At 62.5% G+C, this 22,869-nt stretch carries 25 protein-coding genes; 20 read left to right on the top strand and 5 right to left on the bottom strand.

Annotated features, from left to right (window positions below; genetic code table 11):
* Positions 1 to 5: 5 nt before the first annotated feature.
* From LCM4573_RS02725 to LCM4573_RS02715, 3 genes are all read left to right on the top strand, one after another.
* Positions 6 to 830: a TIGR00282 family metallophosphoesterase gene (locus LCM4573_RS02725; RefSeq protein ID WP_071004281.1), complete on the top strand. Its 825-nt coding sequence runs from the start codon at positions 6 to 8 to the stop codon at positions 828 to 830.
* Between the two features lie 126 nt (positions 831 to 956).
* Positions 957 to 1,802, top strand: a complete 846-nt coding sequence (locus LCM4573_RS02720) for an MBL fold metallo-hydrolase (RefSeq protein ID WP_071004280.1) — start codon at positions 957 to 959, stop codon at positions 1,800 to 1,802.
* Positions 1,803 to 1,924: 122 nt separating this feature from the next.
* Positions 1,925 to 2,671 (top strand): YebC/PmpR family DNA-binding transcriptional regulator, encoded by a 747-nt coding sequence (locus tag LCM4573_RS02715; protein WP_071004279.1) that lies wholly within the window; start codon positions 1,925 to 1,927, stop codon positions 2,669 to 2,671.
* A 112-nt stretch (positions 2,672 to 2,783) separates the two neighbouring features.
* On the opposite strand, the gene LCM4573_RS02710 is transcribed toward LCM4573_RS02715, so the two are convergent.
* Positions 2,784 to 3,791 (bottom strand): LLM class flavin-dependent oxidoreductase, encoded by a 1,008-nt coding sequence (locus LCM4573_RS02710; RefSeq protein ID WP_071005147.1) that lies wholly within the window; start codon positions 3,789 to 3,791, stop codon positions 2,784 to 2,786.
* Positions 3,792 to 3,908: 117 nt separating this feature from the next.
* Positions 3,909 to 4,886, bottom strand: a complete 978-nt coding sequence (locus LCM4573_RS02705) for a methyl-accepting chemotaxis protein (protein ID WP_071004278.1) — start codon at positions 4,884 to 4,886, stop codon at positions 3,909 to 3,911.
* 203 nt (positions 4,887 to 5,089) lie between these two features.
* Here LCM4573_RS02705 and ruvC point away from each other — a divergent pair, with 203 nt between their 5' ends.
* The 8 genes from ruvC (at position 5,090) to LCM4573_RS02665 (ending at position 9,920) form a co-directional block, all read left to right on the top strand.
* Positions 5,090 to 5,599 carry a crossover junction endodeoxyribonuclease RuvC gene (gene ruvC, locus LCM4573_RS02700; protein WP_071004277.1) on the top strand — a complete coding sequence of 170 codons (510 nt, stop codon included), beginning with the start codon at positions 5,090 to 5,092 and terminating at the stop codon, positions 5,597 to 5,599.
* 59 nt (positions 5,600 to 5,658) lie between these two features.
* Positions 5,659 to 5,913 (top strand): AbrB/MazE/SpoVT family DNA-binding domain-containing protein, encoded by a 255-nt coding sequence (locus tag LCM4573_RS02695; RefSeq protein WP_071004276.1) that lies wholly within the window; start codon positions 5,659 to 5,661, stop codon positions 5,911 to 5,913.
* A 3-nt stretch (positions 5,914 to 5,916) separates the two neighbouring features.
* Positions 5,917 to 6,348: a type II toxin-antitoxin system VapC family toxin gene (locus tag LCM4573_RS02690; RefSeq protein WP_071004275.1), complete on the top strand. Its 432-nt coding sequence runs from the start codon at positions 5,917 to 5,919 to the stop codon at positions 6,346 to 6,348.
* A complete protein-coding gene (gene ruvA, locus LCM4573_RS02685) occupies positions 6,345 to 6,962 on the top strand; it encodes a Holliday junction branch migration protein RuvA (RefSeq protein WP_071004274.1) in 618 nt (205 codons plus the stop codon). The genes LCM4573_RS02690 and ruvA overlap by 4 nt, the downstream gene beginning before the upstream one ends.
* Before the next feature lie 72 nt (positions 6,963 to 7,034).
* The gene (gene ruvB, locus LCM4573_RS02680; RefSeq protein WP_071004273.1) at positions 7,035 to 8,075 is read left to right on the top strand and encodes a Holliday junction branch migration DNA helicase RuvB; all 1,041 of its coding nucleotides are present in this window, start codon (positions 7,035 to 7,037) and stop codon (positions 8,073 to 8,075) included.
* Positions 8,076 to 8,972: a metallophosphoesterase gene (locus LCM4573_RS02675; RefSeq protein ID WP_071004272.1), complete on the top strand. Its 897-nt coding sequence runs from the start codon at positions 8,076 to 8,078 to the stop codon at positions 8,970 to 8,972.
* Positions 8,973 to 8,977: 5 nt separating this feature from the next.
* Positions 8,978 to 9,487: an NUDIX hydrolase gene (locus LCM4573_RS02670; RefSeq protein ID WP_071004271.1), complete on the top strand. Its 510-nt coding sequence runs from the start codon at positions 8,978 to 8,980 to the stop codon at positions 9,485 to 9,487.
* A gap of 52 nt (positions 9,488 to 9,539) precedes the next feature.
* The gene (locus tag LCM4573_RS02665) at positions 9,540 to 9,920 is read left to right on the top strand and encodes a hypothetical protein (protein WP_083347281.1); all 381 of its coding nucleotides are present in this window, start codon (positions 9,540 to 9,542) and stop codon (positions 9,918 to 9,920) included.
* Here the strand turns inward: LCM4573_RS02665 and LCM4573_RS02660 are convergent.
* The 3 genes from LCM4573_RS02660 to LCM4573_RS02650 all read right to left on the bottom strand — a co-directional run bounded on the left by LCM4573_RS02660 (position 9,904) and on the right by LCM4573_RS02650 (position 13,022).
* On the bottom strand, positions 9,904 to 10,791 hold the full coding sequence (locus LCM4573_RS02660; RefSeq protein ID WP_071004270.1) for an NAD(P)-dependent oxidoreductase: 888 nt from the start codon (positions 10,789 to 10,791) through the stop codon (positions 9,904 to 9,906). The two genes, LCM4573_RS02665 and LCM4573_RS02660, sit on opposite strands and share 17 nt — an antisense overlap.
* The gene (locus LCM4573_RS02655) at positions 10,788 to 11,600 is read right to left on the bottom strand and encodes a glycosyltransferase (protein WP_244505211.1); all 813 of its coding nucleotides are present in this window, start codon (positions 11,598 to 11,600) and stop codon (positions 10,788 to 10,790) included. The genes LCM4573_RS02660 and LCM4573_RS02655 overlap by 4 nt, the downstream gene beginning before the upstream one ends.
* 201 nt (positions 11,601 to 11,801) lie before the next feature.
* The gene (locus LCM4573_RS02650; RefSeq protein WP_071005145.1) at positions 11,802 to 13,022 is read right to left on the bottom strand and encodes an NAD-dependent epimerase/dehydratase family protein; all 1,221 of its coding nucleotides are present in this window, start codon (positions 13,020 to 13,022) and stop codon (positions 11,802 to 11,804) included.
* A 123-nt stretch (positions 13,023 to 13,145) separates the two neighbouring features.
* Between LCM4573_RS02650 and ybgC the strand changes: the two genes are divergently transcribed.
* From ybgC to ftsH, 9 genes are all read left to right on the top strand, one after another.
* Entirely contained in the window at positions 13,146 to 13,595 is a 450-nt protein-coding gene (ybgC, locus tag LCM4573_RS02645; protein WP_071005144.1) for a tol-pal system-associated acyl-CoA thioesterase, read from the top strand.
* Between the two features lie 270 nt (positions 13,596 to 13,865).
* The gene (gene tolQ / locus LCM4573_RS02640; protein WP_071004268.1) at positions 13,866 to 14,585 is read left to right on the top strand and encodes a protein TolQ; all 720 of its coding nucleotides are present in this window, start codon (positions 13,866 to 13,868) and stop codon (positions 14,583 to 14,585) included.
* 15 nt (positions 14,586 to 14,600) lie between these two features.
* Positions 14,601 to 15,059, top strand: a complete 459-nt coding sequence (tolR, locus tag LCM4573_RS02635; protein WP_071004267.1) for a protein TolR — start codon at positions 14,601 to 14,603, stop codon at positions 15,057 to 15,059.
* Positions 15,060 to 15,065: 6 nt separating this feature from the next.
* A complete protein-coding gene (locus tag LCM4573_RS02630) occupies positions 15,066 to 16,193 on the top strand; it encodes a hypothetical protein (RefSeq protein WP_071004266.1) in 1,128 nt (375 codons plus the stop codon).
* Positions 16,194 to 16,219: 26 nt separating this feature from the next.
* On the top strand, positions 16,220 to 17,527 hold the full coding sequence (gene tolB, locus LCM4573_RS02625) for a Tol-Pal system beta propeller repeat protein TolB (protein ID WP_071004265.1): 1,308 nt from the start codon (positions 16,220 to 16,222) through the stop codon (positions 17,525 to 17,527).
* 190 nt (positions 17,528 to 17,717) lie between these two features.
* The gene (gene pal, locus LCM4573_RS02620; protein ID WP_071004264.1) at positions 17,718 to 18,251 is read left to right on the top strand and encodes a peptidoglycan-associated lipoprotein Pal; all 534 of its coding nucleotides are present in this window, start codon (positions 17,718 to 17,720) and stop codon (positions 18,249 to 18,251) included.
* 172 nt (positions 18,252 to 18,423) lie between these two features.
* Complete coding sequence (gene ybgF / locus LCM4573_RS02615) at positions 18,424 to 19,440, top strand: tol-pal system protein YbgF (RefSeq protein ID WP_071004263.1); 1,017 nt, start codon at positions 18,424 to 18,426, stop codon at positions 19,438 to 19,440.
* Positions 19,441 to 19,456: 16 nt separating this feature from the next.
* The gene (tilS, locus tag LCM4573_RS02610; protein ID WP_244505210.1) at positions 19,457 to 20,770 is read left to right on the top strand and encodes a tRNA lysidine(34) synthetase TilS; all 1,314 of its coding nucleotides are present in this window, start codon (positions 19,457 to 19,459) and stop codon (positions 20,768 to 20,770) included.
* 101 nt (positions 20,771 to 20,871) lie between these two features.
* Positions 20,872 to 22,806 carry an ATP-dependent zinc metalloprotease FtsH gene (ftsH, locus tag LCM4573_RS02605; protein WP_071004261.1) on the top strand — a complete coding sequence of 645 codons (1,935 nt, stop codon included), beginning with the start codon at positions 20,872 to 20,874 and terminating at the stop codon, positions 22,804 to 22,806.
* Positions 22,807 to 22,869 lie beyond the last annotated feature (63 nt).

Below are 22,869 nucleotides of genomic sequence, written 5' to 3'. Positions count from 1 at the left end.
TTGATATGCGTCTTTTGTTCCTAGGGGACATGGTGGGCAAGACCGGCCGTACGGCGGTCTGGGAAAAGCTGCCAGGCCTCGTCTCCGACCTTAAGCTGGACTTTGTCATCGTCAACGGCGAGAACGCCGCGGGCGGTTTCGGCATTACCGAGGAAATCTTCCTCGAGACGGTCAATGCCGGCGCCGACGTGGTGACGACCGGCAATCATGTCTGGGACCAGAAGGAGGCAGTCTCCTTTTCCGAACGGCACGACCAGTTCCTGCGGCCGGCGAACTATCCGGCCGGAACGCCGGGCAGGGGCTCGGGCATCTATTATGCCCGCAACGGCGCCCGCGTGCTGGTCGCCAACATCATGGGACGGGTCTTCATGCATCCCGAACTCGACGATCCCTTCAAGGCAGCCGAAGCGATCCTCGCGGCCTGTCCCTTGAAGGAACAGGCGGATGCCATCGTATTCGATTTCCATGCGGAAGCCACAAGCGAGAAGCAATGCTTCGGGCATTTCGTCGACGGCCGCGCGAGCCTGGTGGTGGGAACGCACACGCATGTGCCGACCGCCGATTGCCAGATCCTGAACGGCGGCACGGGCTACATGACCGATGCGGGCATGTGCGGTGATTACGACTCTTCCCTCGGCATGGACAAGGAAGAGCCGCTCAACCGCTTCATCTCGAAGATGCCGAAGGGACGTTTCGAAGCCGCGACCGGTCCGGCCACTCTCTGYGGCCTCGGCATCGAGATTTCGGACGCGACGGGTCTTGCCGAAAAGATCGCGCCGCTTCGGATCGGGCCGAGGCTTTCGGAGAGCATTCCGGACTTCTGGAACTGATAGCCTGCGCGGCCCCCGCGCCACCGCTGAAATGACGGAAAAGTGAGGCCCGGCCGGCGAAATCCGGCTGGACCGGGTTTTCGCATTGCCGCATCTTCTTGGCCGTTGAATGGACTTGAGGGTGGCATGATGCTGCGGACCGTCGCATTCGCATTTTCCGGCTTTCTTCTTCTCTCCGCCGCGTCGGCCAGCGCGCAGGACGCGCCCGTCAGCCAGTGCCATGCGATCGCGCAGAAGCTTCCCGGCGTCACCTTCGCGAGCCTCAAACCTGCAGACCTACTGCTCGCTCAAGCAAAAAATGGTGATGCGCTCTCGGCCAGGGAGGAGGTGAGGATCACCTTCGTCGGCCACTCCACCTATTTCATCGAGTCCCCCGGCGGCATCGGGATCGCCACGGATTACAGCGGCGTTCACCAGCCCGACCGTCTTCCCGACGTGGTGACGATGAACAAGGCGCATTCGACCCATTACACCCTCAATCCCGATCCCGAAATCGAGCATGTGCTGCATGGATGGAGCGACGTGCCGGGAGAAATGGCAAAGCATAACGTGACGGTGGGCGATGCCTATATCCGCAACGTCACCACCGATATCCGCTCGTGGGGCGGCGATTTCGAGGAGAACGGCAACTCGATCTTCATCTTCGAGATCGCCGGACTCTGCATCGGCCATCTCGGACACCTGCATCACGAATTGACCGACGATCACTATACCGAGATCGGCCGGCTGGACGTCCTTATGGTGCCGGTCGACGGCGGGCTTACCATGGGTGCGGACAGCATGAGCCGGGTCGTGCAGCGGCTGCGCTCGGCGCTCATCCTGCCCATGCATCGCTGGGGACCGCCGCTCGACCGCTTCCTCTCGATGTTCGACGGCCGGTTCGACATCACCCATGCGAGCGAGCGCACGCTTCGCGTCTCGCTGCGCACGCTGCCCAGGAAGCCGACCATCATGGTGCCGCAGGGCCTTTGACGACCAACGGTGTTTGYCTTCGCCCTGGCAGCAAAAGCATCGAATGCCCTTGAACGGGCAGCCCTTCGAAATTATAAGGCGCCCATTCCCAAACAAGCCGAAGCTAAAACATCAGGGGTGCCATGGCTGGCCATTCACAGTTCAAGAACATCATGCACCGCAAGGGTCGTCAGGATTCGATCCGGTCCAAGCTGTTCTCCAAGCTCGCGCGCGAAATCACCGTGGCGGCAAAGGCGGGTCTGCCCGACCCGGCCATGAATGCGGCTTTGCGTCTGGCGGTTCAGAACGCCAAGGCGCAGTCCATGCCGAAGGATAATATCGATCGCGCCATCAAGAAGGCGTCCGGCGCAGATGCCGAGACCTATGATGCGGTCCGCTACGAGGGCTACGGTCCGGGTGGCACGGCCGTCATCGTCGAGGCGCTGACCGACAACCGCAACCGCACGGCTTCCAACGTCCGTTCGATCTTTTCCAAGGCGGGCGGTGCGCTCGGGGAAACCGGATCGGTTTCCTTCTCCTTCGACCATGTGGGCGAGATTACCTACAAGGCAAGCGCCGGCGATGCCGACAAGGTGATGGAAGCGGCGATCGAGGCGGGTGCGGACGACGTGACCTCCGACGAGGACGGCCACACCATCATCTGCGGCTTCGAAAACCTCGGCGAAGTCTCCAAGGCGCTTGAAGCCACGCTCGGCGAGGCCGAAACGGTCAAGGCGATCTGGAAGCCGCAGAACACCATCGAAGTGGACGAGGAAAAGGCCCAGTCGCTGATGAAGCTCATCGACAATCTCGAGGACGACGACGACGTGCAGAACGTCTATTCGAACTTCGAGGTCTCGGACGAAGTCATGGCCAAGCTTTCGGCTTGAGGCACTCCACCTCCCCCTCGAGGGGGAGGTCATCGCGAAGCGATGGGTGGGGGTGAATTTTGGCGTCTCCGGACGTTCACCCCACCCCGGCACTACGTGCCGACCCTCCCCCTCAAGGGGAGGGTGGAGTCTTCTCCATCATCGGCAGCGTCGCAAACAGCTCTACCGAGCGCAGCCGGGCCTCGATGTCATGGATCGGCATCGAAATGATGAGTTCGTCGGCTTCCGTTTCCTTGAGGAAATCCGTGAGCTTCGCCTCGATCGTGGAAATCGAACCCACCGCGGCATAGCGAAGCGTATGCTCGACGCTCAGCTTCTCCATCGGCGTCCAGAGGTCTTCCATGCTGTCGACGGGTTTCGGGAACCGCGTGCGAATGTTCTTGCGCAGGTTCACGAACTGCTGCTGCGACGAAGTGAAGAGCCGGTTGGCTTCGGTATCCGTTTCCGCCGCAGCACCCATCACGCCCACCATGACATAGGGCTTGTCCAGCGAGGCGGAGGGCTGGAAGCGGTCGCGATAGATGGAGATGGCATCGATCAGCATGTCCGGTGCGAAATGCGAGGCGAAGGCGTAGGGCAGGCCGAGAGCGGCTGCGAGGTGGGCGCTGTAGAGGCTCGAGCCCAGGAGCCAGATCGGAACTTGGCTGTTCATTCCGGGCACGGCCAGGATGGGCTGGTTTTCTTCCGGTGCCCCGAGAAGGCGCTGCAATTCGACGATATCATGCGGGAAATTTTCGGCGCCGGATTCCAGGTTGCGGCGCAGGGCATGAGCGGTGCGCATGTCGGTTCCCGGAGCCCGGCCGAGACCGAGATCGACGCGACCGGGCAGAAGGGCTTCCAGCGTGCCGAATTGCTCGGCGACCACCAGCGGCGAATGGTTCGGCAGCATGATGCCGCCGGAGCCGACGCGGATTGTCTTCGTGGCAGCACCGACATGGGCGATGACGAGCGAAGTCGCTGCACTGGCGATGCCCGGCATGCCGTGATGCTCGGCAAGCCACACGCGCTTATAACCCTCTTCTTCGGCCTTGATCGCCATGCGGCGGGACTGTTCGAGGGCATCGCGCACGGAATGGTCTTCACCGATCGGTGAAAGATCGAGAATGGAGAAGGGAAGCATCGGCACGTCCAGTGAGGCAGGTTGAGGGTAGGAAGGTTCTTCCCTCATGTAGGCACTCGCCGGCGAAATACGACCCCTCGGTGAAACACCGAAATCAGGCTTGCCTGAGGCCGCCGCTCATGATTTCACGAGGCGCAGATGGGAGCCCGGACGCGATGGTGCCGGAGGCTGCGGCGGCAAGACGGTGATGGGAATATACCGGCCGGCCTGCTGGCCGATTGCAGCGATCTCCCGATCCATCCGGTCCAGGATCATCCGCAGCGCGTGTTCGCCGGCATTGCTCTGGCGGCTTGCCCTGGCGAGCTCGGAAAGGTCGGTCTGCAAGGCGGAAGCCGCGTCGGCCTCGATGCCCGCGCCCGTCGCAAGATCGCGGACATGCTCGTCCAGGGCATCGACATAGAGGGAGATGGCAGCGATCTCGCGGCCTGTCCGCTCGACGCAATCTCGGGCAAAGTTTGCCGCTTGCGCCGACTTCGCCGCCACCGCCGAGAGCATGCCTGCCGTGGCTGCAAAGCCTTCGGCCAGCGCGCGAAGTTCCTCGCCGGTGGCCTCGTTTCCTGCCCTTAATGCCAGTTTCCCGGCTTCACCGGCGATCTGCTCAAGCGCATCGGCCAGCGGCATCAGATCGAACGATGCTTCATCGACGCTGCCGAGCGCCGCAACGGAAGCCTCGCAGGCCTGCCGGGGCTCGCGCATGTCGAGCCGCGCATTATGGACGATCGCGCCAGCATGCTCCGCCTGGGTCCTCTGCCGTCCGGCGGTGAGAGCGAGTTCGCTCGCTTCGGCGGAGGCTTTGGTCAGCATAGACGCCTGGGCGGCTCTCGTATCGGCCCGGCCTTCCAGCTCCTGACGCAGTTCGCGTGAGGCATCGCGCAGCAGATCGGATCTTTCCGCCACCGCCTCCATGCTGCCCGCGATCATGCGCAGGCTTCGGTTGAAATCGTTGCGAAGCCCTTCGTAGGCTCTCGGAAAGGGCGTTTCGATGACATGGGAGAGATCGCCGGTGGCGAGGCGGCGCAGGCCCGCATCCAGCGCGCTGACGACGCTACGCAGATTCTGCACTTCGATCTCGATGTTTTCGCGATCCTTCAGCATGGTCGGCTCTCCTGGCGTCTCGGGCCCGCATTTCGTCGAAGCGGAACGCGGAAAGGAAGAGGCCGTTGCATCGAAGAGGACCGTTCTCCCCGAAACCTTGGCCGAAAACTTAACAGCCGGTTAACCTAGACCAGGCACATGCCCCGTTTTTGTTTTGTTCACATTCTCGTGGCACTTGCCGGAGCCGAAAGGTAGGGTGAGGCATGACAGAGACGATTCGCATCATCGGCATCGATCCGGGCCTCCGGCGCACCGGCTGGGGCATTATCGAGACGCTCGGCAACAGCTTGCGGTTCCTGGCGTCGGGAACCGTCACTTCCGATGGCGACATGGACCTCGCCTCTCGCCTCTGCCAACTCCACGACGGCCTTGCCGAGGTGGTGCACGCCTACCGGCCGGACGAGGCGGCGGTGGAGCAGACTTTCGTCAACAAGGATGCCGTCGCCACGCTCAAGCTCGGCCAGGCGAGGGGGATTGCCATGCTGGTGCCGGCGCGTGCCGGGTTGCCGGTTTCCGAATACGCTCCGAACGCGGTGAAGAAGTCGGTGATCGGCGTCGGCCATGGGGAGAAGCAGCAGATCCATATGATGCTGAAGATCCTGATGCCGAAGGCGACATTTACCGGCAACGACGCGGCCGACGCTTTGGCCATCGCCATCTGCCACGCTCATCACAGGGGTGGCCAGCGAATGCGGGCAGTGCTTGCCGGTTAGTTTGTTCTTGACTTGTTCTTGATGTAAGGATATTTCTTACTCGTGTTACGGAGGGCGTGATGCGAGTGACATCGAAAGGCCAAGTGACGATACCCCGTGATCTGCGCGAACTCGCCGGGATTGAAGCCAATAGCGAGGTAGTCTTTGCTATGGAAGGCGGGAAGATTACCATCGTTCCGAAAGTGGATCGGCGCATGGAGGCCGACCGGCAGCGGCTCGATCGTTTCATGCAGGCGCTTCGCAGGGTGGAGGGAACCGGCGATCAGGCCGTGGATGCGGACGCGTTGATGCGCATCACGCGGGATCGTGATTAACCGGTGGCGACGCTTGTCGATACGAATGTGCTGGTCGATGTCGCCGTTCGCGACCCAAACTGGCATTCATGGTCGCTCAATCAGCTGTTCGCTGCGGCCGGGCGCGGTGCCGTTATCATAAACCAGATCATCTATTCCGAATTCTCCTATCGCTACGACGATCCCGACGAGGTGGAGGCGCTGCTTCCCGAAACCGAATTTTTGCGGGAAGGTTTGCCCTGGCCGGCTGCGTTCGCGGCAGCGCAGGCGTTCCGGCTTTATCGGGCGGGAGGGGGCAGAAAGGAGCGGGTGCTTCCGGATTTCCTGATCGGTGCCCATGCGGCCATCCGAGGATACCCGATCCTCACACGCGATCCTTCCGGATACCGCAATTATTTCCCCATGGTCGAGCTGATCACGCCGGAAACTCACCCTATGAAGGAACAGACCAGATGATCGGCAAGCTCAAAGGCACCATCGACGAGATCGGCGAGGATTACCTGCTCGTGGACGTGCATGGCGTCTGTTACGAAGCCTTCTGCTCGGGGCGCACGCTTTCGAAGGTCGGTTCGGTAGGCGAGGCGGTGGTGCTATTCATCGAGACCTATGTGCGCGAGGACCAGCTCAAGCTCTTCGGTTTCGCTTCGGCTCTGGAGCGCGAATGGTTCAACCTCCTGCAGAGCGTGCAGGGGGTGGGCGCCAAGGTGGCGCTCGCCGTGCTCTCGACGCTGACGCCTTCCGAACTCGCCAACGCCATTGCTCTTCAGGACAAAACGACGGTCACCCGCGCGCCGGGGGTCGGTCCGAAGGTTGCAGTGCGTATCGTCACCGAACTCAAGAACAAGGCGCCTGCTTTTGCGGGGGAGGCCGCTGCCAATATCGGCATCAAGCAGGAGCTTGGCGAAGGTGTGGCCTCCGCGCCTGTCGCGGATGCCGTCTCGGCGCTCACCAATCTCGGCTATTCGCGCGACCAGGCCGCCAATGCCGTTGCCGCCGCGTTGAAGAACGGGGGAGAGGAGGCCGATAGCGCCAAGCTTATCCGGCTGGGGCTGAAGGAGCTGGCGCGATAGCTGCCTTTGCCGCTGCCCAAATCCGTCCATGTCGTGTATTGAACAAGTCGAGTTTCAAACGGAAATGTCGCAATGAATGAACCCGCCCGCCTGATAACGCCGGAAAAGCGTGGCGAAGACCTGGATACGACGCTGCGGCCGCAGACGCTGGACGATTTCACCGGCCAGGCGGAGGCGCGCGCCAACCTGAAAATCTTCATCGAGGCGGCGAAGAATCGCGGTGAGGCGCTGGATCACGTTCTCTTCGTTGGGCCGCCGGGGCTGGGCAAGACGACGCTTGCGCAGATCATGGCCAAGGAACTCGGCGTCAATTTCCGCTCGACCTCCGGCCCGGTGATCGCCAAGGCCGGCGATCTGGCGGCGCTGCTCACCAATCTCGAGGAGCGCGACGTGCTCTTCATCGACGAAATCCACCGGCTCAATCCGGCGGTGGAGGAAATCCTCTATCCGGCCATGGAGGATTTCCAGCTCGATCTCATCATCGGCGAGGGGCCGGCGGCGCGCTCCGTCAAGATCGACCTTTCGAAGTTCACGCTGGTCGCCGCGACCACCCGGCTCGGCCTCCTCACGACGCCGTTGCGCGACCGGTTCGGCATACCGGTGCGGCTCAGCTTCTATACCGTTGAGGAACTGGAGCTGATCGTCCGGCGAGGGGCGCGGCTCATGAACCTGCCGATGACGGACGACGGTGCTCGCGAGGTGGCAAGGCGCGCACGCGGCACGCCGCGTATCGCCGGGCGCCTCTTGCGCCGTGTGCGCGATTTTGCCGAGGTGGCGCGCGCCGAGGCGGTCACGCGCGAGATTGCCGACGAGGCGCTCAACCGCCTGCTCGTCGACAATATGGGGCTCGACCAGCTCGACCGGCGCTATCTCAGCATGATCGCCATGAATTTCGGCGGTGGGCCGGTGGGCATCGAGACGATCGCGGCCGGGCTTTCCGAGCCGCGGGACGCCATCGAGGACATCATAGAACCCTACATGATCCAGCAGGGTTTCATCCAGCGCACGCCGCGCGGCCGTGTTTTGACCGCAAATGCCTGGAAACATCTGGGTCTCCAGCCGCCGAAGGACCTCGAGGCGGCACAGTTTCGTTTGTTCACAGAGGACGAATGAGTGATTACGCGGCGGGGGCTCTTCAAAAGAGTCGGCGGCAGCTTCGCGGCGATGCTGGCGCTTGGTGGCTACGCCTTCGCCGAACCATTCGTTCGCCTCAATGTTACGCGCTATGCCTTGAACCCGCCGGGCTGGACGCCGGGCCTGAAACTGCGGGTCGTGGTGCTGGCCGATATTCACGCCTGTGAGCCGTGGATGCCCGCGGATCGTATCGCCAAATTCTGCCGGACGGCGAACGATCTCGAACCGGACGTCATTCTGCTTCTGGGGGATTACATCTCCGGCATGCGCCTTTCCACCGGTCGGGTGGAGCCTGCGGTATGGGCAGGGGTATTAGCCACCCTGAAGGCGCCGCTCGGGGTCCATGCAGTGCTCGGCAATCACGATTGGGGAGAGGACGCGGCGGTGCAACTGGCCGCCGGCGGAATACCATTTACCCGGGCGGCGCTGGAGGCCGTAGGAATTCCGGTCTACAGCAACAGTGCCGTTCGGCTTGAGAAGGACGGACGCCCGTTCTGGCTTGCCGGTCTGGAGGACCAGCTTGCCTTTTACTACAGGCCCGGCCATCCGAGAGATCAGGTGGGGCTGCACGATCTTCCGGGCACGCTGGCGCAAGTGACCGATGACGCGCCGATCATTCTTATGGCACATGAGCCGGACATCTTTCCGCAGGTTCCCGATCGCGTCTCGCTCACCCTTTCGGGCCATACCCACGGGGGACAGGTGCGGCTGTTCGGCTATGCGCCCGTCGTGCCCTCGCGATATGGCGACCGCTATGTTTACGGACATGTGCAGGAGGATGGCCGCAACATCATCGTTTCCGGCGGCCTTGGCTGTTCCGGCCTGCCCATTCGCTTCGGGTCGCCTCCGGAAATCGTGTTCATCGAACTCGGCTGAATCACATGAGCCGCACCCGTATCCGCATCGAGACCAAGCCGAAGTGCGTTTTCCAGATGCGGGTGGCTGGTCTCGGTTTTCGCGATGGGCATGTGCTGGTGCACCGGGCGGTGCATGAGACGTTCTGGACCTTTCCGGGTGGCCGGGCGGAAATCGGCGAGACCTCCGAGGAGACGCTCCGGCGCGAGATGGTCGAGGAACTTGGCGTCGAGGTGGGGATAGGGCAGCTTCTCTGGGTGGTCGAGAATTTCTTCCATTACGAGGAGCGCGAGTGGCACGAGCTAGGCCTTTATTACCTGATGGAAGTGCCGGCACATTTTCCATTCCGGTCCCACGACATCGTCCATCGGGTTCAGGACGAGCACGAGCTGGAATTCAAATGGGTGCCGGCGACGGTCGCGTCGCTCCGGGCGCTCGACATACCGCCCTATTTCATAGCGGAAGAGATCGAAAGCCTGCCGCCGAGCCCCCGCCATCTCGTCTGGCGCGACGGCGATCTCAACCTGAACCCCTGATTTTCGGAACATCGCGAGGGGTTTCCGGTTCTCCTGCAGAAGGAGAAACCTCATGCAACATATCGAGAAGGCTGAAGAATATCCCAGCCGTGTCCCGCCGCCAGAGGTGGCCGTGGCTGCCGAGAAGGGGTTGAAGCTCCGCACCCAGTTTCGGCGGGGAGGCACGATGGCAGCAATTGCTAGGGCGCGCGATCTCAAGAACCGCAGACCGCTTTCCGAGCAGACGATGCGGCGCATGATCCGTTACTTCAAGCGCCAGAAGAGCGAGAGCCGGGCTGAGAATTTCGGAAACGAGGAAGACCCTTCCACCGGTTATATCGCCTGGCTGCTCTGGGGAGGGGATGCCGGGAAGGCCTGGGCGGAAGAGCACAGGCAGGCCATGGAAAAGGCGAAGGACGAGGCGCGGATGCGACGGTTCAGCCGGTCGGGCTGAAAGCGGCGGCGATCTCGCGGATGGTTTCACGGAAGAGGTCTTCGCCTCCGGGGCGCCAGCCGATCGTTTCTATCTTATCCGTCGACATGAGATTGATCGCGCCGCGATCGGCCGCCGACGGCAGTTCATGCGGCCGGTCGGGCAGGGCGGAAAGGATATCGCGCGTATCCACCAGAATGTCCGAGACGTTGAAGGCCTGCCGGTCGATCCTGCCGGCTTCCGCTTCCAGCATCAGCCGCACGGCGGAGGCGACATCGTGCCCGTGCACTTCGGTTCCGGCGCGCGGGGGAACCGGTTTTCCCGCCAGATAATCGGCAAAGAGGCCATCCCATTTGTTGGGCGTGAAATGGCCATAGACGCCCGTGAGCCGCAGGCTGGCCGTCGCAAAGCCGGGCGCGGAGAGGGCGGCAAGCGCCGTCTCACCGAGCAGCTTGATCTCGCCGTAAAGGCTTTGCGGCTCAAGGGCGAGGTCTTCAGTCAGCGCGGTGCCTGCCGGAAGGCCATCATAGACGGCCCGGCTCGAGAGGAAGACCGCGCGCCGCGTGCCGGCTTTCCGCGCCGTCTCGAAGAGGCGCACGGTGCCGTCGAGGTTCAGCTTGCGAAACCGATCGGGGTCATCGCCTTCGCCCCCGCGGTATTTTCTCGGCACATGATCGAAGGCGGCGTGGATGAAGAAATAGGCATCGTCGAAGGCCTCGATCTGGTCGGCCTCGGGATCGAGCAAGAGGGGGACGAAGCCGACCGGCTGTGAAAACCAGCCGCCCGGCGGCGGGCGCCGCCCGCCCACAATCACGCGATAGCCGCTCGTCAGCAGGCCCTCCACGATATAGCGGCCGACAAGACCGGTTCCGCCGGAAACCAGCGCCTTCATGGGCTTGGCTTCGGTTTCGGCATGCTGGAAAGATCTGGGAGGCTGGCACCGTCATGGACGGAATGCCAGAGGTCGATCAGGGGCCGCAACCGCTCCATCTTAGGATGATCCTTTTCCCAAGGCTTTTCATACTGGTAGTGGAGGATGCAAACGCTGTTCCAGTCCCAGAGTTCCGGCAGATTGAACCATACATATTGCAGCATGTTCATGAATACCGGCAGGCCGTGCCAGTCCGGAAAGAAGCTTTCGAGAAAGGTCTGGTCGGTGCGCCGCCAGAAGGCCTCCGGCTGGTCGAGCGCCGCCAGCATCCGGTCGAAGGTCTCGGTGGAGGGCTTCGCAACGAAAACGCCGGAATTCAGCCGGTGGAAATCCGCAAGGCTTTCATAGACGTTCGGCGCGGCGGAAAATTCCGGATAGCGGAAGAGCTTGTCGACGTTTCTCAGCACCAGCGCGTCGGCATCGATGAAGACGCAAGTCTCGTATTCGATGAGCTGCCAAAGCCTGAGCTTGCAGAAATTGTCGAGCGGCGTGTGGAAATCCGGCTTGCGGCCCTTGGTGAAGGGGGCGGCGCTATGCAGGTTGCGGCGGGTGTGGCGCTCGTTGAAGTCATCGGAGAGCGGCAGATGGCCGACCTCCACCAGCCGGCAGCCCAGCGCATCGAGCGGCGCGAGTTCCGAATGCGTTACCCCGCCGGTATGCAGCACGACAATTTCCGCCATCGTTCCCGTCAGGCGAAGCGAATGGGCAAGCGCGGTGGCTCCCATCGCGTAATCGGCATTGGTGACAAGGGTGACGAAGGCATTGGTCATGGCGTGTGGTGCTCTCCACATCCTCCGTCATTCCTGTGCTTGTCACAGGAATCCAGCCACGGCGCGTTTGCGCCGTGAATGAAAGCTCTATTTTCTCGAGTGTTCTGCGCCATGGACATGGCGCCGCTGGAGCCCTGTGACAAGCACAGGGATGACGGGAGGTTGGCGAGCCGCCAGTGCTCCATTAATGCACTCCTGATTTCATGAGACCGACTTCAACCGCTTGCCTTCCGGATCGTGCTCGATCTTGGCGGCGATGTCCCTCGTCCAGGCGGAAACGGCCGGAACGCGAGTCCTGTCAACGCGATAGGCGAACTTCTTCGCAACGTCGACGATCTCGCCGAGCAGGCCCTCGCCGAGCGTGATCGGCTCGAGGCCGAGGCCGAGAAACTTTTCGTTCTTCACGACCAGCTCGTTTTCCGGCGCTTCCTTGCGCGGGTTCGGCAGCCAGGCGATCTGCGAGCCGGTCATCCTGGCGACCATTTCCGCCAGATCGCGCACGCGGTGGGTCTCCGTCATCTGGTTGAAGATTTCCGCCCGGCTGCCGCGCGCCGGCGGGTTGTTGAGCGCGATTTCGATGCAGCGGACCGAATCTTGGATGTGGATGAAGGCGCGGGTCTGCCCGCCGGTGCCGTGCACGGTCAGCGGATAACCGATCGCCGCCTGGATGAGAAAACGATTCAAGACAGTCCCGTAATCCCCGTCATAATCGAATCTATTGATCAATTGCGGGTGGCGGCGGGTCTGCTCGGTATGGGTGCCCCAGACGATGCCCTGGTGCAGGTCGGTAATCCTCAATCCATCGTTCTTCGCGTAGAACTGGAAGAGGAGCTGATCCAGGCATTTGGTCATGTGGTAGATCGAGCCGGGATTGGCCGGATAGAGAATCTCCTGGGAGACGGTGCGGCCATCGGCGGTCTCGATCCCGACCGGCAGATAGCCTTCGGGGATGGCAGCGCCGACCGTCGAGTAACCGTAGACGCCCATGGTGCCGAGATGCACCAGATGCGCATCGAGTTCGAGTTCCACCAGCGCGTTCAACAGATTGTGCGTGGCGTTGACGTTATTGTTGACCGTGTAGTTCTTGTGCCGGTCGCTCTTCATCGAGTAGGGCGCGGCGCGCTGTTCGGCGAAATGGATGATGGCGTCCGGGCGGTGTTTTGYGAGCCAGCCCTTGAGCAGCTCGTAGTCCTTGGCGAGATCGATAAGATGGAAATGGATGCGCCTGCCGGTTTCCGCATGCCAGACACGGGTGCGTTCCTGGATGCTGTCCATGGGGGTCAGCGATTGCACGCCGAGCTCGGTATCGATCCAGCGGCGGGAGAGGTTGTCGAGGATATGCACCTCATGGCCGGCCTCGGAGAGGTGAAGCGATGTCGGCCAGCCGACGAAACCGTCGCCGCCCAGGACTGCTATCTTCATGAAATTCGTCTCCACTGGTTTTCGCCAATTTTCCTGATAGGGAGGAAGTGTGACAGGCTTTCAATACTGGGTCAGCGTTCCACGATTATCCAGTGAGCAATGAGGATTTTCCAAGGCAAGCGCATGAACGAACACAGTTTTTTATTGTCTGGCGAATTGACGGAAATGGGCCACAGGCTCGCCCAGCGGGTCTATTATGAAGACACGGATTTCTCGGGCCTGGTCTATCACGCCCGCTATCTGCACTTTCTGGAACGCGGCCGGACCGACTATCTCCGTTGCCTGGGATGCGAGCAGAGTACGCTCTTGTCGGCGGATGAGGAGGGGCTCGTTTTCGTCGTCCACCGCATGGAAATCGACTTCAAGCAGCCGGCTCGGATGGACGATATTCTGACGATCGAGACCGTCACGGAGAAGGCGGGAGGCGCGAAGATGGTACTAAGCCAGGAGATACGCCGGAACGGTACGCTGCTCATCGCAGCCAAGGTGATCATTGCCGTCATCAACAAGCACGGGCGCCCGCGCCGTCTTCCAGAAAGTGTCGCGGAGAAGTTCCTGAGTCATCCCAAGTAGATAGACTCGCCTCCTGTAACGCATTCTTAACGATAATGATGTCTTAATCGTCACTAGAGCGATTCCGGATAAATGGAATCACTCGCAAAGGATTTGTGCGATGCACGCCTTCCTTTGACCAAAATTGAAGGCGAGAAGCCAAGCTGAAAGCTCAGGGCACCTATGGGTAGAGAGCGCATTCAGCGGTTACGGTAAGGCGTCTTTCGCGAGCGCGCTTTTGAACCCGCCCGGTCTCAAGGCCGGGCGTTTGGATTCGGGGATGTTGAATAGATGGAACAGGTAGGTTTGGCCGCAGCGACGCATGATGTCAGCTTGTGGGCGCTGTTCATGCAGGCGGGTCTCGTCGTCAAACTGGTCATGATCGGGTTGCTTGGCGCATCCGTCTGGACCTGGGCGATCGTGATCGACAAGTATCTCAGCTTCAACAAGGCGCGTCGTCAGTTCGACCAGTTTGAACAGGTCTTCTGGTCGGGACAGTCGCTGGAAGAGCTCTACAGGACACTCTCGGACCGCCAGAACGGCGGATTGGCGGCGATCTTCGTCGCGGCCATGCGCGAGTGGAAGAAGAGCTTCGAGCGCGGCGCGCGTTCGCCAATCGGCCTTCAGATGCGTATCGACCGGGCGATGGATGTCACCATGGCCCGCGAAAGCGAGGGCTACGAGGCGCGCCTCGGTTCGCTCGCCACCATCGGTTCCGCCGGGCCCTTCATCGGCCTTTTCGGAACGGTCGTCGGTATCATGACTTCGTTCCAGGCAATTGCCGGTTCGCAGTCCACCAATCTCGCGGTTGTCGCGCCGGGTATCGCCGAGGCGCTGCTTGCCACCGCGATCGGCCTCGTTGCGGCTATTCCCGCTGTCGTCGCGTACAACAAGTTCACCGCCGACGCGGGCAAGCTCTCGGCGCGGATGGAAGGTTTCGCGGACGAATTTTCCGCCATCCTGTCGCGCCAGATCGATGAAAAGCTGCAGACGCGCCAGGCGGCGCAGTAAGCCGGAGTAACGTCCATGGGTATGTCGGCAGGAGGTGCAAACGCATCGGGCGGCGGTGGCCGCAGGCGTCGCGGACGCAAGCACGGTCCCGTCAGCGAAATCAACGTGACGCCGCTGGTCGACGTCATGCTCGTGTTGCTCATCATCTTCATGGTGGCGGCCCCGATGATGACGGTCGGCGTTCCGGTCGATCTGCCTCAGACGCAGGCTTCCGCACTCAATTCGGAAACGCAGCCGATCACCATCTCCGTCAACGCCAATGGTCAGATCCATCTGCAGGAAACGCCGGTGACGGCCGACGAGATCACCGCCAAGCTGCAGGCGATCTCCACCACCGGTTATTCCGAGCGGATCTTCGTGCGCGCCGATTCCACGTCCGCCTATGGCATCGTCGCCGATGTCATGGCCCGCATCCAGGGGGCCGGATACAAGAATATCGGCCTCGTTACGCAGCAACGGCAGGAAAACCGATAAACGGCAATGAAGGCGAGCCTTACCACATCCGCGATCATCCATGCGACGGCGCTGACCTTCGCGCTGGTATCGCTTGGCGCGCCGGAGCCGCTTGACGTTTCCTATTCGGAATCATTGCCGGTCGACCTCGTGCCGATCGAGGAGTTCAGCCAGATCCAGCAGGGCGACAAGAATGCGCCCAAGGCCGAGAGAGCGGCACCGGTGCCGACGACGAGGCCCGATCCGGTGGAAAATGCCGAGAACTTCGGCGACAACGACGTGGATATCAAGGCGCCGCCGATGCCGACGGCCAAGCCGAGCGACAACGAGTCCGCGGCAGCTCCCGCCAAGCAGGAAACGCCCGCGCCGGTGGTCGATGACAAACCGACCGCATCCACCGAAATCGCCAAGGAAGATACGGCGCCTCCGCCGCAAGAGGTTGCCTCCTTGCCTCAGCCGAAACCTGAGGTGACGCCGCCTACTCCGGTGACCGAGCCCAGTCCGCAGCCGGAAACGGCCGCCCAGCCGGAAGAGCAGATGCCGCTGCCCGACAGTGTGCCGGTGCCGGCCATGCGGCCGAAGCCCGAGCCTCCGAAGGAGCAGGCCAAGCCCGCCGAGAAGCCGCCGGAGAAGAAACCCGAAACGCCCAAGGCGGCAGAGAAACCGAGCGACAAGAAGATCGCCGACAAGAAGCAGGAAGTGGCCAAGGCATCCTCCTCCAAGGAAAGCGACTTCAACGCCGACGAGATCGCCGCGCTGCTGAACAAGCAGGCGCCCGCGAATGGCGGGGCAAAGCGTTCGCAGCAGCAGGCGGCGCTTGGCGGCAAGAAGACGACGGGCGGTTCCACGCTTTCTCAGACCGAATTGGATGCGCTTAAGGGACAGGTGGAGAAGAATTGGTCCCTCGTCGCGGGTGTCGAGGGGGTGGAAGGCATGATCGTTACCGTAACGATGCAGCTCGATGAGGCGGGTGCCATCGTCGGCCGGCCGCAGGTCAAGACGAACGGTGGCACCTCGGATGCCGCGCGCAGAATGGTTGAAGGGAGCGTAGTCAGGGCCGTCATGCGCTCGAGCCCGTTCAAGAACCTCCCTCCGGAAAAATACGACACCTGGAGCGAAGTTGTCATCAACTTCGACCCCAGCGGATTGCTTTAATTCGAGTAGCTGAAAGGCTTGAACTCATGATGAAACGCTCCTTCATCCGCCTCATGATCGCGTTTGCGGGGATGGCGATGATGTTCTCCACACCAGCGGTTGCGCGCGTGGAAATCAATATCAACAAAGGCAATGTCGAGCCGCTGCCGATCGCGATCACCGATCTCCTTTCGGGCAACGAGCTTGGCGCCCAGATCTCCCAGGTGATCGCCGCCGATCTGCAGCGCTCCGGCCTTTTTGCGCCTATCAACAAGACGGCCTTCATCGAAAAGATATCCAACCCGGACCAGCAGCCGCGTTTCGAAGACTGGAAGGTCATCAATGCCCAGGCGCTCGTCACCGGCCGCGTGACGCGTGAGGGCGACGGACGCCTGCGCGCCGAATTCCGCCTGTGGGACACTTTCGCCGGCCAGCAGATGACCGGCCAGCAGTTCTATACCCAGCCGGAGAACTGGCGTCGCGTGGCGCATATCATCGCCGACGCGATCTACAAGCAGATCACCGGCGAGGACGGCTATTTCGACACCCGCGTCGTCTTCGTTTCCGAAAGCGGCCCGAAGACCGCCCGCAAGCGCCAGCTCGCGATCATGGATCAGGACGGCTTCAATGTCCGCATGCTCACCAACACGAACGACATCGTGCTGACGCCGCGCTTCTCGCCGAACCGGCAGGAAGTCACCTACATGTCCTTCGAGGGCAATCAGCCGCGCGTCTATCTTCTGCAGCTCGAGACGGGGCAGCGCGAAGTGGTCGGCAATTTCCCCGGCATGACCTTCTCTCCGCGCTTCTCGCCGGATGGCCAGAAGGTGATCATGAGCCTTCAGCAGGAAGGCAATTCCAACATCTACACGATGGACCTGCGGTCGCGCACGACCACGCGCCTCACCAACACCGCCGCCATCGATACTTCGCCCTCCTATTCGCCGGACGGCGGACGGATCGTGTTCGAGAGCGATCGCGGCGGACGTCAGCAGCTTTACGTCATGAACACCGACGGTTCCGGCCAGACGCGCATTTCGTTCGGCGACGGCGCCTATTCCACGCCGGTCTGGTCTCCGCGCGGCGATCTCATTGCCTTCACCAAGCAATCGGGCGGCAAGTTCTCGATCGGCGTGATGAAGCCGGATGGTTCGGGCGAGCGCATCCTGACGACCGGCTTCCACAACGAGGGGCCGACCTGGGCGCCGAACGGCCGCGTGCTGATGTTCTTCCGGCAGAATGCGGGCGCGGGCGGTCCTCAGCTCTACTCGATCGACCTGACGGGCTATAACGAGCAGGCGATCAAGACCCCGGCCTACGCCTCCGATCCGGCATGGTCGCCGCTGCTCGAATAAGGCGGGATCAAGGACAAGAGGCGCGGATGCGCCTCTTTCCCGCCCGAATCTCCTGAAAAAGGAGCCATTAAGGGACGTGTTGCCAAATCATTAACCATAATCGTTCGAGCATGGTTAACCGAAAGCGGTTAGGGTCTGGCAACTCTGAAATACCGTTCTTCTGAAATACTGATCCAAGGAGAGACCGGCCATGAGCCGTACCGTTACCCCGGCGATGAGCCGCATGCAGAACCTCGCCCGCAACCCCGCCGTCATCGCGCTGACGCTGGCGCTCGCCCTTGCGGGTTGCGCCAACAAGAAGAACCTGCCGAACAGCGCAGGCGATCTCGGCCTCGGTGGCGCAGGCGCCGCAACGCCCGGTTCGCAGCAGGACTTCACCGTCAACGTCGGCGACCGCATCTTCTTCGATACCGACTCGACCTCGATCCGCGCCGATGCGCAGCAGACGCTGGACCGTCAGGCTCAGTGGCTCGCCCGCTATCCGAACTATGCGATCACCGTCGAAGGCCATGCCGACGAACGCGGCACCCGCGAGTACAACCTCGCGCTCGGCGCCCGCCGCGCGGCCGCTACCCGCGATTATCTCGCCGCTCGCGGCGTTCCGGCGAACCGCATGCGCACGATCTCCTACGGCAAGGAGCGCCCGGTTGCCGTCTGCGACGACATCTCGTGCTGGTCGCAGAACCGCCGCGCGGTCACCGTTCTCGGCGGCGCCGGTTCGTAACTTCGGTCACACGGCGAGGAATAAAAGGCGGCCTTCGGGCCGCCTTTTTGCTTTTTCCATAGTTTGGCCCTGATTCTTAGGATTTTTGATCGTCGGCTTGGTTGCTTTTTCGGGGCAGTTGGAAAAATCTCCTTCTCGCGCCAAATCAGGTGCAGATCAAAGGACGGACGACATGAAGAAACTTGTCTTGGCAGCAATGCTGGGGCTCATGGTGGCGAGCGGCCCGGCTGGGGCGCTCACGCTGCCGAAACTTTTCCAGGGCGGCAATCAGACTGCGGCCGAGCCGCGTCAGGGCGGGCAACCGCTGATTCTCGCCCAGAGCGGGGATGCGGCCATCCGCGTCCAGCAGCTCGAGGAAGAGATCCGGCAGCTCAACGGTCGTATCGAGGAAATGAGCTTCCAGCTCCTGCAGATGCAGGAGCAGATACGCAAGGCCCAGGAAGACAATGAGTTCCGCTTCCAGGAGCTGGAGAAGAGCGAGAACGGAGCGGCCGGGAAACCGGCCGCTACCGCCTCCAACCGCGCTCCGGCTGCTCAGCCGCCCAGGCAGGAAGACGATGTCGCCCGCGTGATCGAGACGCCGCAGCCAGGCCAGGGCGGAGCTCAAGGCCAACGCAGCGGCCGCAATCCCGATACCGGCGCGCCGGAAACGACGCTCGGGTCGATCGAGTTCGATCAGGGCGGCAATCCCGTCGGCGCGACGCGCAACGAGAACGCCAACAACTCCTCCGGCCTTCCCGGCGTCGAAAGCCCGTCGAACCCGCGCGGGGGCACACGGCCGGACCCGCAGCAGACTGCATCGCTCGGCAGCGAGAACGACGTCTACCAGGCCGCTTACGGCCATGTGCTTTCCGGCGACTATCAGCTCGCCGAGCGTGAGTTCACCAGCTATCTAGAAAGCTACCCGAAGGGCGCGCGCGCGGCGGACGCCAATTTCTGGCTCGGCGAGGCCCAGTATTCGCAGGGCAAGTTCAACGAGGCGGCCAAGACCTTCCTCAACGCCCACCAGACCTATGCCAGCTCCCCCAAGGCTCCCGAAATGCTTCTGAAGCTCGGCATGTCGCTTGCCGCGCTCGACAACAAGGAAACCGCCTGCGCCACCCTGAAAGAGGTGAGCAAGCGTTACCCGAGCGCGCCGCGTTCGGTGCTCGGCAAGGTAACGAGCGAGCAGAAGCGCCTGAGTTGTTGATCGGCGGCCCATCCATTTGACCGCCTCCCCGCAGCCGCTTTCTCCCCAAGACGCGATCCGCCGCTTCCTGGCGGAGCTTGAGAGGCCGGCGCACCTGCTCGTCGCGATCTCCGGCGGCAGCGACTCCACCGGCCTGCTTGTCGCCCTTTCCCGTTCCGCCGCTGACGGCGTTTCCCTTCATGCCGCGACCATCGACCACGGTTTGCGCGAGGAATCCGCCCGCGAGGCGCAGGAGGTGGCCGCACTTTGCGAGAAACTGGGCATCCCGCATGTCACCCGCCGCTGGGAAGGCGAAAAGCTGAAAAGCGGGATTTCCGCAGCCGCGCGCGAGGCCCGCTACCGCCTGCTGACCGAGCTCGCGGAGGAGATCGGCGCCTCGGCGATCCTGACTGGCCATACGCTGGACGATCAGGCCGAGACGGTGGCCATGCGTGGCGCCCGCAGCGCCGACGAGGCCGATCCGGGGCTTGCCGGCATGGCGGAGGCCGTCCTCATCGAGCGGAAATTCTGGCTGCTGCGGCCCTTCTTGCGGACGTGCCGCGCCGATATCCGCGCCTTTCTTCAAGAGAAGGGGTTTGGCTGGATCGACGATCCCAGCAATCTCGACCCTCGCTATGAACGGGTGCGAATGCGCCAGCGGCTTGCGGGGGAGGAAACCGTCGACCTCCCAAGCCTCGATGCCGCCGCCGAACGCCGCGCGCGGCTTTCGCACCAGGCCGCGAGCCTTCTGGCCGATCATGCAGTCGCTCACCACGGCGTACTCGTTCATCTCGCGCCGGATTTCTTCGCGGCCGATGTGGCGGTCCGGCGGCATGCGCTCGGATATCTCGCGGCGGCTCTCGGTGGACGGATATATGTGCCGGGCCGGGAGAGCATGGACCGGGTCATGGCCGTGCTCGACGGCAGCGGGGCAGGGCGGATCACCGCCGGGCGAGTGATCTTCGACCGTCGGCGCGAGGGGCTCTACCTCTCCCGCGAGAACCGTGGCCTGCAGCCCCTCCACCTCATCGCCGGAGAACGGGCTCTCTGGGATGGCCGCTACCGTATCGCCAATCGCGGCGACGGAGAAATCGTCGTCGGCCCGACCGCGCCGGACCGCAAGGACGCCTCGATATTGTTCCCGGAGGTGCCGCCGCCGGTTGCGATGCGGGCGATGGCCGTGATGCCCTGTATCTCGGCGGCAGACCAGGCAGTTATCCAGCCGGTGCTCGCCCCTTTCGACCGTTTTTTGCCGCAGTTCGACTATACTCTGGCGGCTCGCCTGGCGTATTTGCTCAGATGCGACGATTTTCCCCCTATGCGCGTTAAGGTTTCCGCACGCAAAAGGTGATCGTAGCCGCCGCTTGCCTTGGCAAGGCCGTGGCGTAACCCTATGTTATGGGCAAGCAAGGCGGTGGCCGGAAGTCGGCCGTCGCAGTTCCGGGGAGTTCGATGAACCCAAACTTACGTAATTTCGCCCTCTGGGCCGTTATTGCCCTCCTGCTGATCGCTCTGTTCAGCATGTTCCAGACGGCGCCTTCGCAGACCAGCTCGCGCGAGATCCCTTATTCGCAATTCTTGCGTGAGGTTGATGCAGGCCGCGTGCGCGACGTCGTCATCACCGGCAATCGCGTACTCGGTACCTATGTCGAGAACGGCGCAGGCTTCCAGACCTATTCGCCCGTCATCGACGATGCGCTCGTAGAGCGGCTGCAGTCCAAGAACGTCACCACGGTGGCGCGCCCGGAAACCGATGGGTCCTCCGGCTTCCTGAGCTATCTCGGCACGCTTCTCCCCATGCTGCTGATCCTCGGCGTCTGGCTGTTCTTCATGCGGCAGATGCAGGGCGGTTCGCGCGGCGCCATGGGCTTCGGCAAATCAAAGGCCAAGCTTCTGACGGAAGCGCATGGCCGCGTCACCTTCGAGGATGTCGCCGGCGTCGACGAGGCCAAGCAGGACCTTGAAGAGATCGTGGAATTCCTGCGCGATCCGCAGAAGTTCCAGCGCCTTGGCGGCCGTATTCCGCGCGGTGTGCTGCTTGTCGGCCCTCCCGGCACGGGTAAGACGCTGCTCGCCCGCTCCGTTGCCGGCGAAGCCAATGTTCCCTTCTTCACCATTTCGGGTTCCGACTTCGTCGAAATGTTCGTCGGCGTCGGCGCCTCCCGCGTCCGCGACATGTTCGAACAGGCGAAGAAGAATGCGCCCTGCATTATCTTCATCGACGAAATCGATGCCGTCGGACGTCACCGCGGCGCTGGCCTCGGCGGTGGTAACGACGAGCGCGAACAGACGCTCAACCAGCTGCTGGTCGAGATGGACGGTTTCGAGGCGAACGAGGGCATCATCCTGATCGCCGCGACCAACCGTCCGGACGTTCTCGACCCGGCGCTTCTGCGTCCCGGCCGCTTCGACCGTCAGGTCGTCGTGCCGAACCCGGATATCGTCGGGCGCGAACGCATTCTCAAGGTGCATGTGCGCAACGTGCCGCTGGCTCCGAACGTCGATCTCAAGGTGCTGGCACGCGGCACGCCCGGCTTCTCCGGCGCCGACCTCATGAACCTCGTGAACGAAGCAGCCCTGATGGCGGCGCGCCGCAACAAGCGTCTCGTCACCATGCAGGAATTCGAGGACGCCAAGGACAAGATCATGATGGGCGCGGAGCGCCGCTCCTCGGCGATGACCGAGGCGGAAAAGAAGCTCACTGCCTATCACGAGGCCGGTCACGCGATCACGGCCTTGCATGTGCCGGTAGCCGATCCGCTGCACAAGGCGACGATCATTCCCCGCGGCCGCGCGCTCGGCATGGTCATGYAGCTTCCCGAAGGCGACCGCTATTCGATGAGCTACAAGTGGATGGTCTCGCGCCTCGTCATCATGATGGGTGGGCGCGTTGCCGAGGAACTGACCTTCGGCAAGGAGAACATCACCTCCGGCGCATCCTCGGACATCGAGCAGGCGACCAAGCTTGCCCGCGCCATGGTCACGCAATGGGGCTTCTCCGACGTGCTCGGTCAGGTCTCCTATGGCGAGAACCAGCAGGAAGTGTTCCTCGGCCATTCGGTTTCGCAGTCGAAGAACGTCTCCGAGGCGACCGCTCAGAAGATCGACGTCGAAGTTCGGCGCCTGATCGACGAGGCCTATCAGGAGGCACGCCGCATCCTGACCGAGAAGCACGACGAGTTCGTTGCGCTGGCTGAAGGCCTTCTCGAATACGAGACGCTTTCGGGCGACGAAATCAAGGCGCTCCTGAAGGGCCAGAAGCCCTCCCGCGATCTCGGCGACGATGCGCCGCCGGCGCGCGGTTCGGCCGTGCCGAAAGCCGGCGCCAAGAAGGGCCAGCCCAAGGGCGACGAGCCGGAAAGCGGCCTCGAACCCCAGCCGCATTAATCCGGCCGCGCAGCACTCAAGAAAACCGCCGCGGAGCGATCCGCGGCGGTTTTTGTTTACTGA

Origin of the sequence: Rhizobium sp. LCM 4573, assembly GCF_001854865.1 — a bacterium.
Taxonomy (GTDB): domain Bacteria; phylum Pseudomonadota; class Alphaproteobacteria; order Rhizobiales; family Rhizobiaceae; genus Neorhizobium.
The sequence above is the reverse complement of the archived record's forward strand: the minus strand, read 5'-3'. Positions and strand labels throughout refer to the sequence as shown.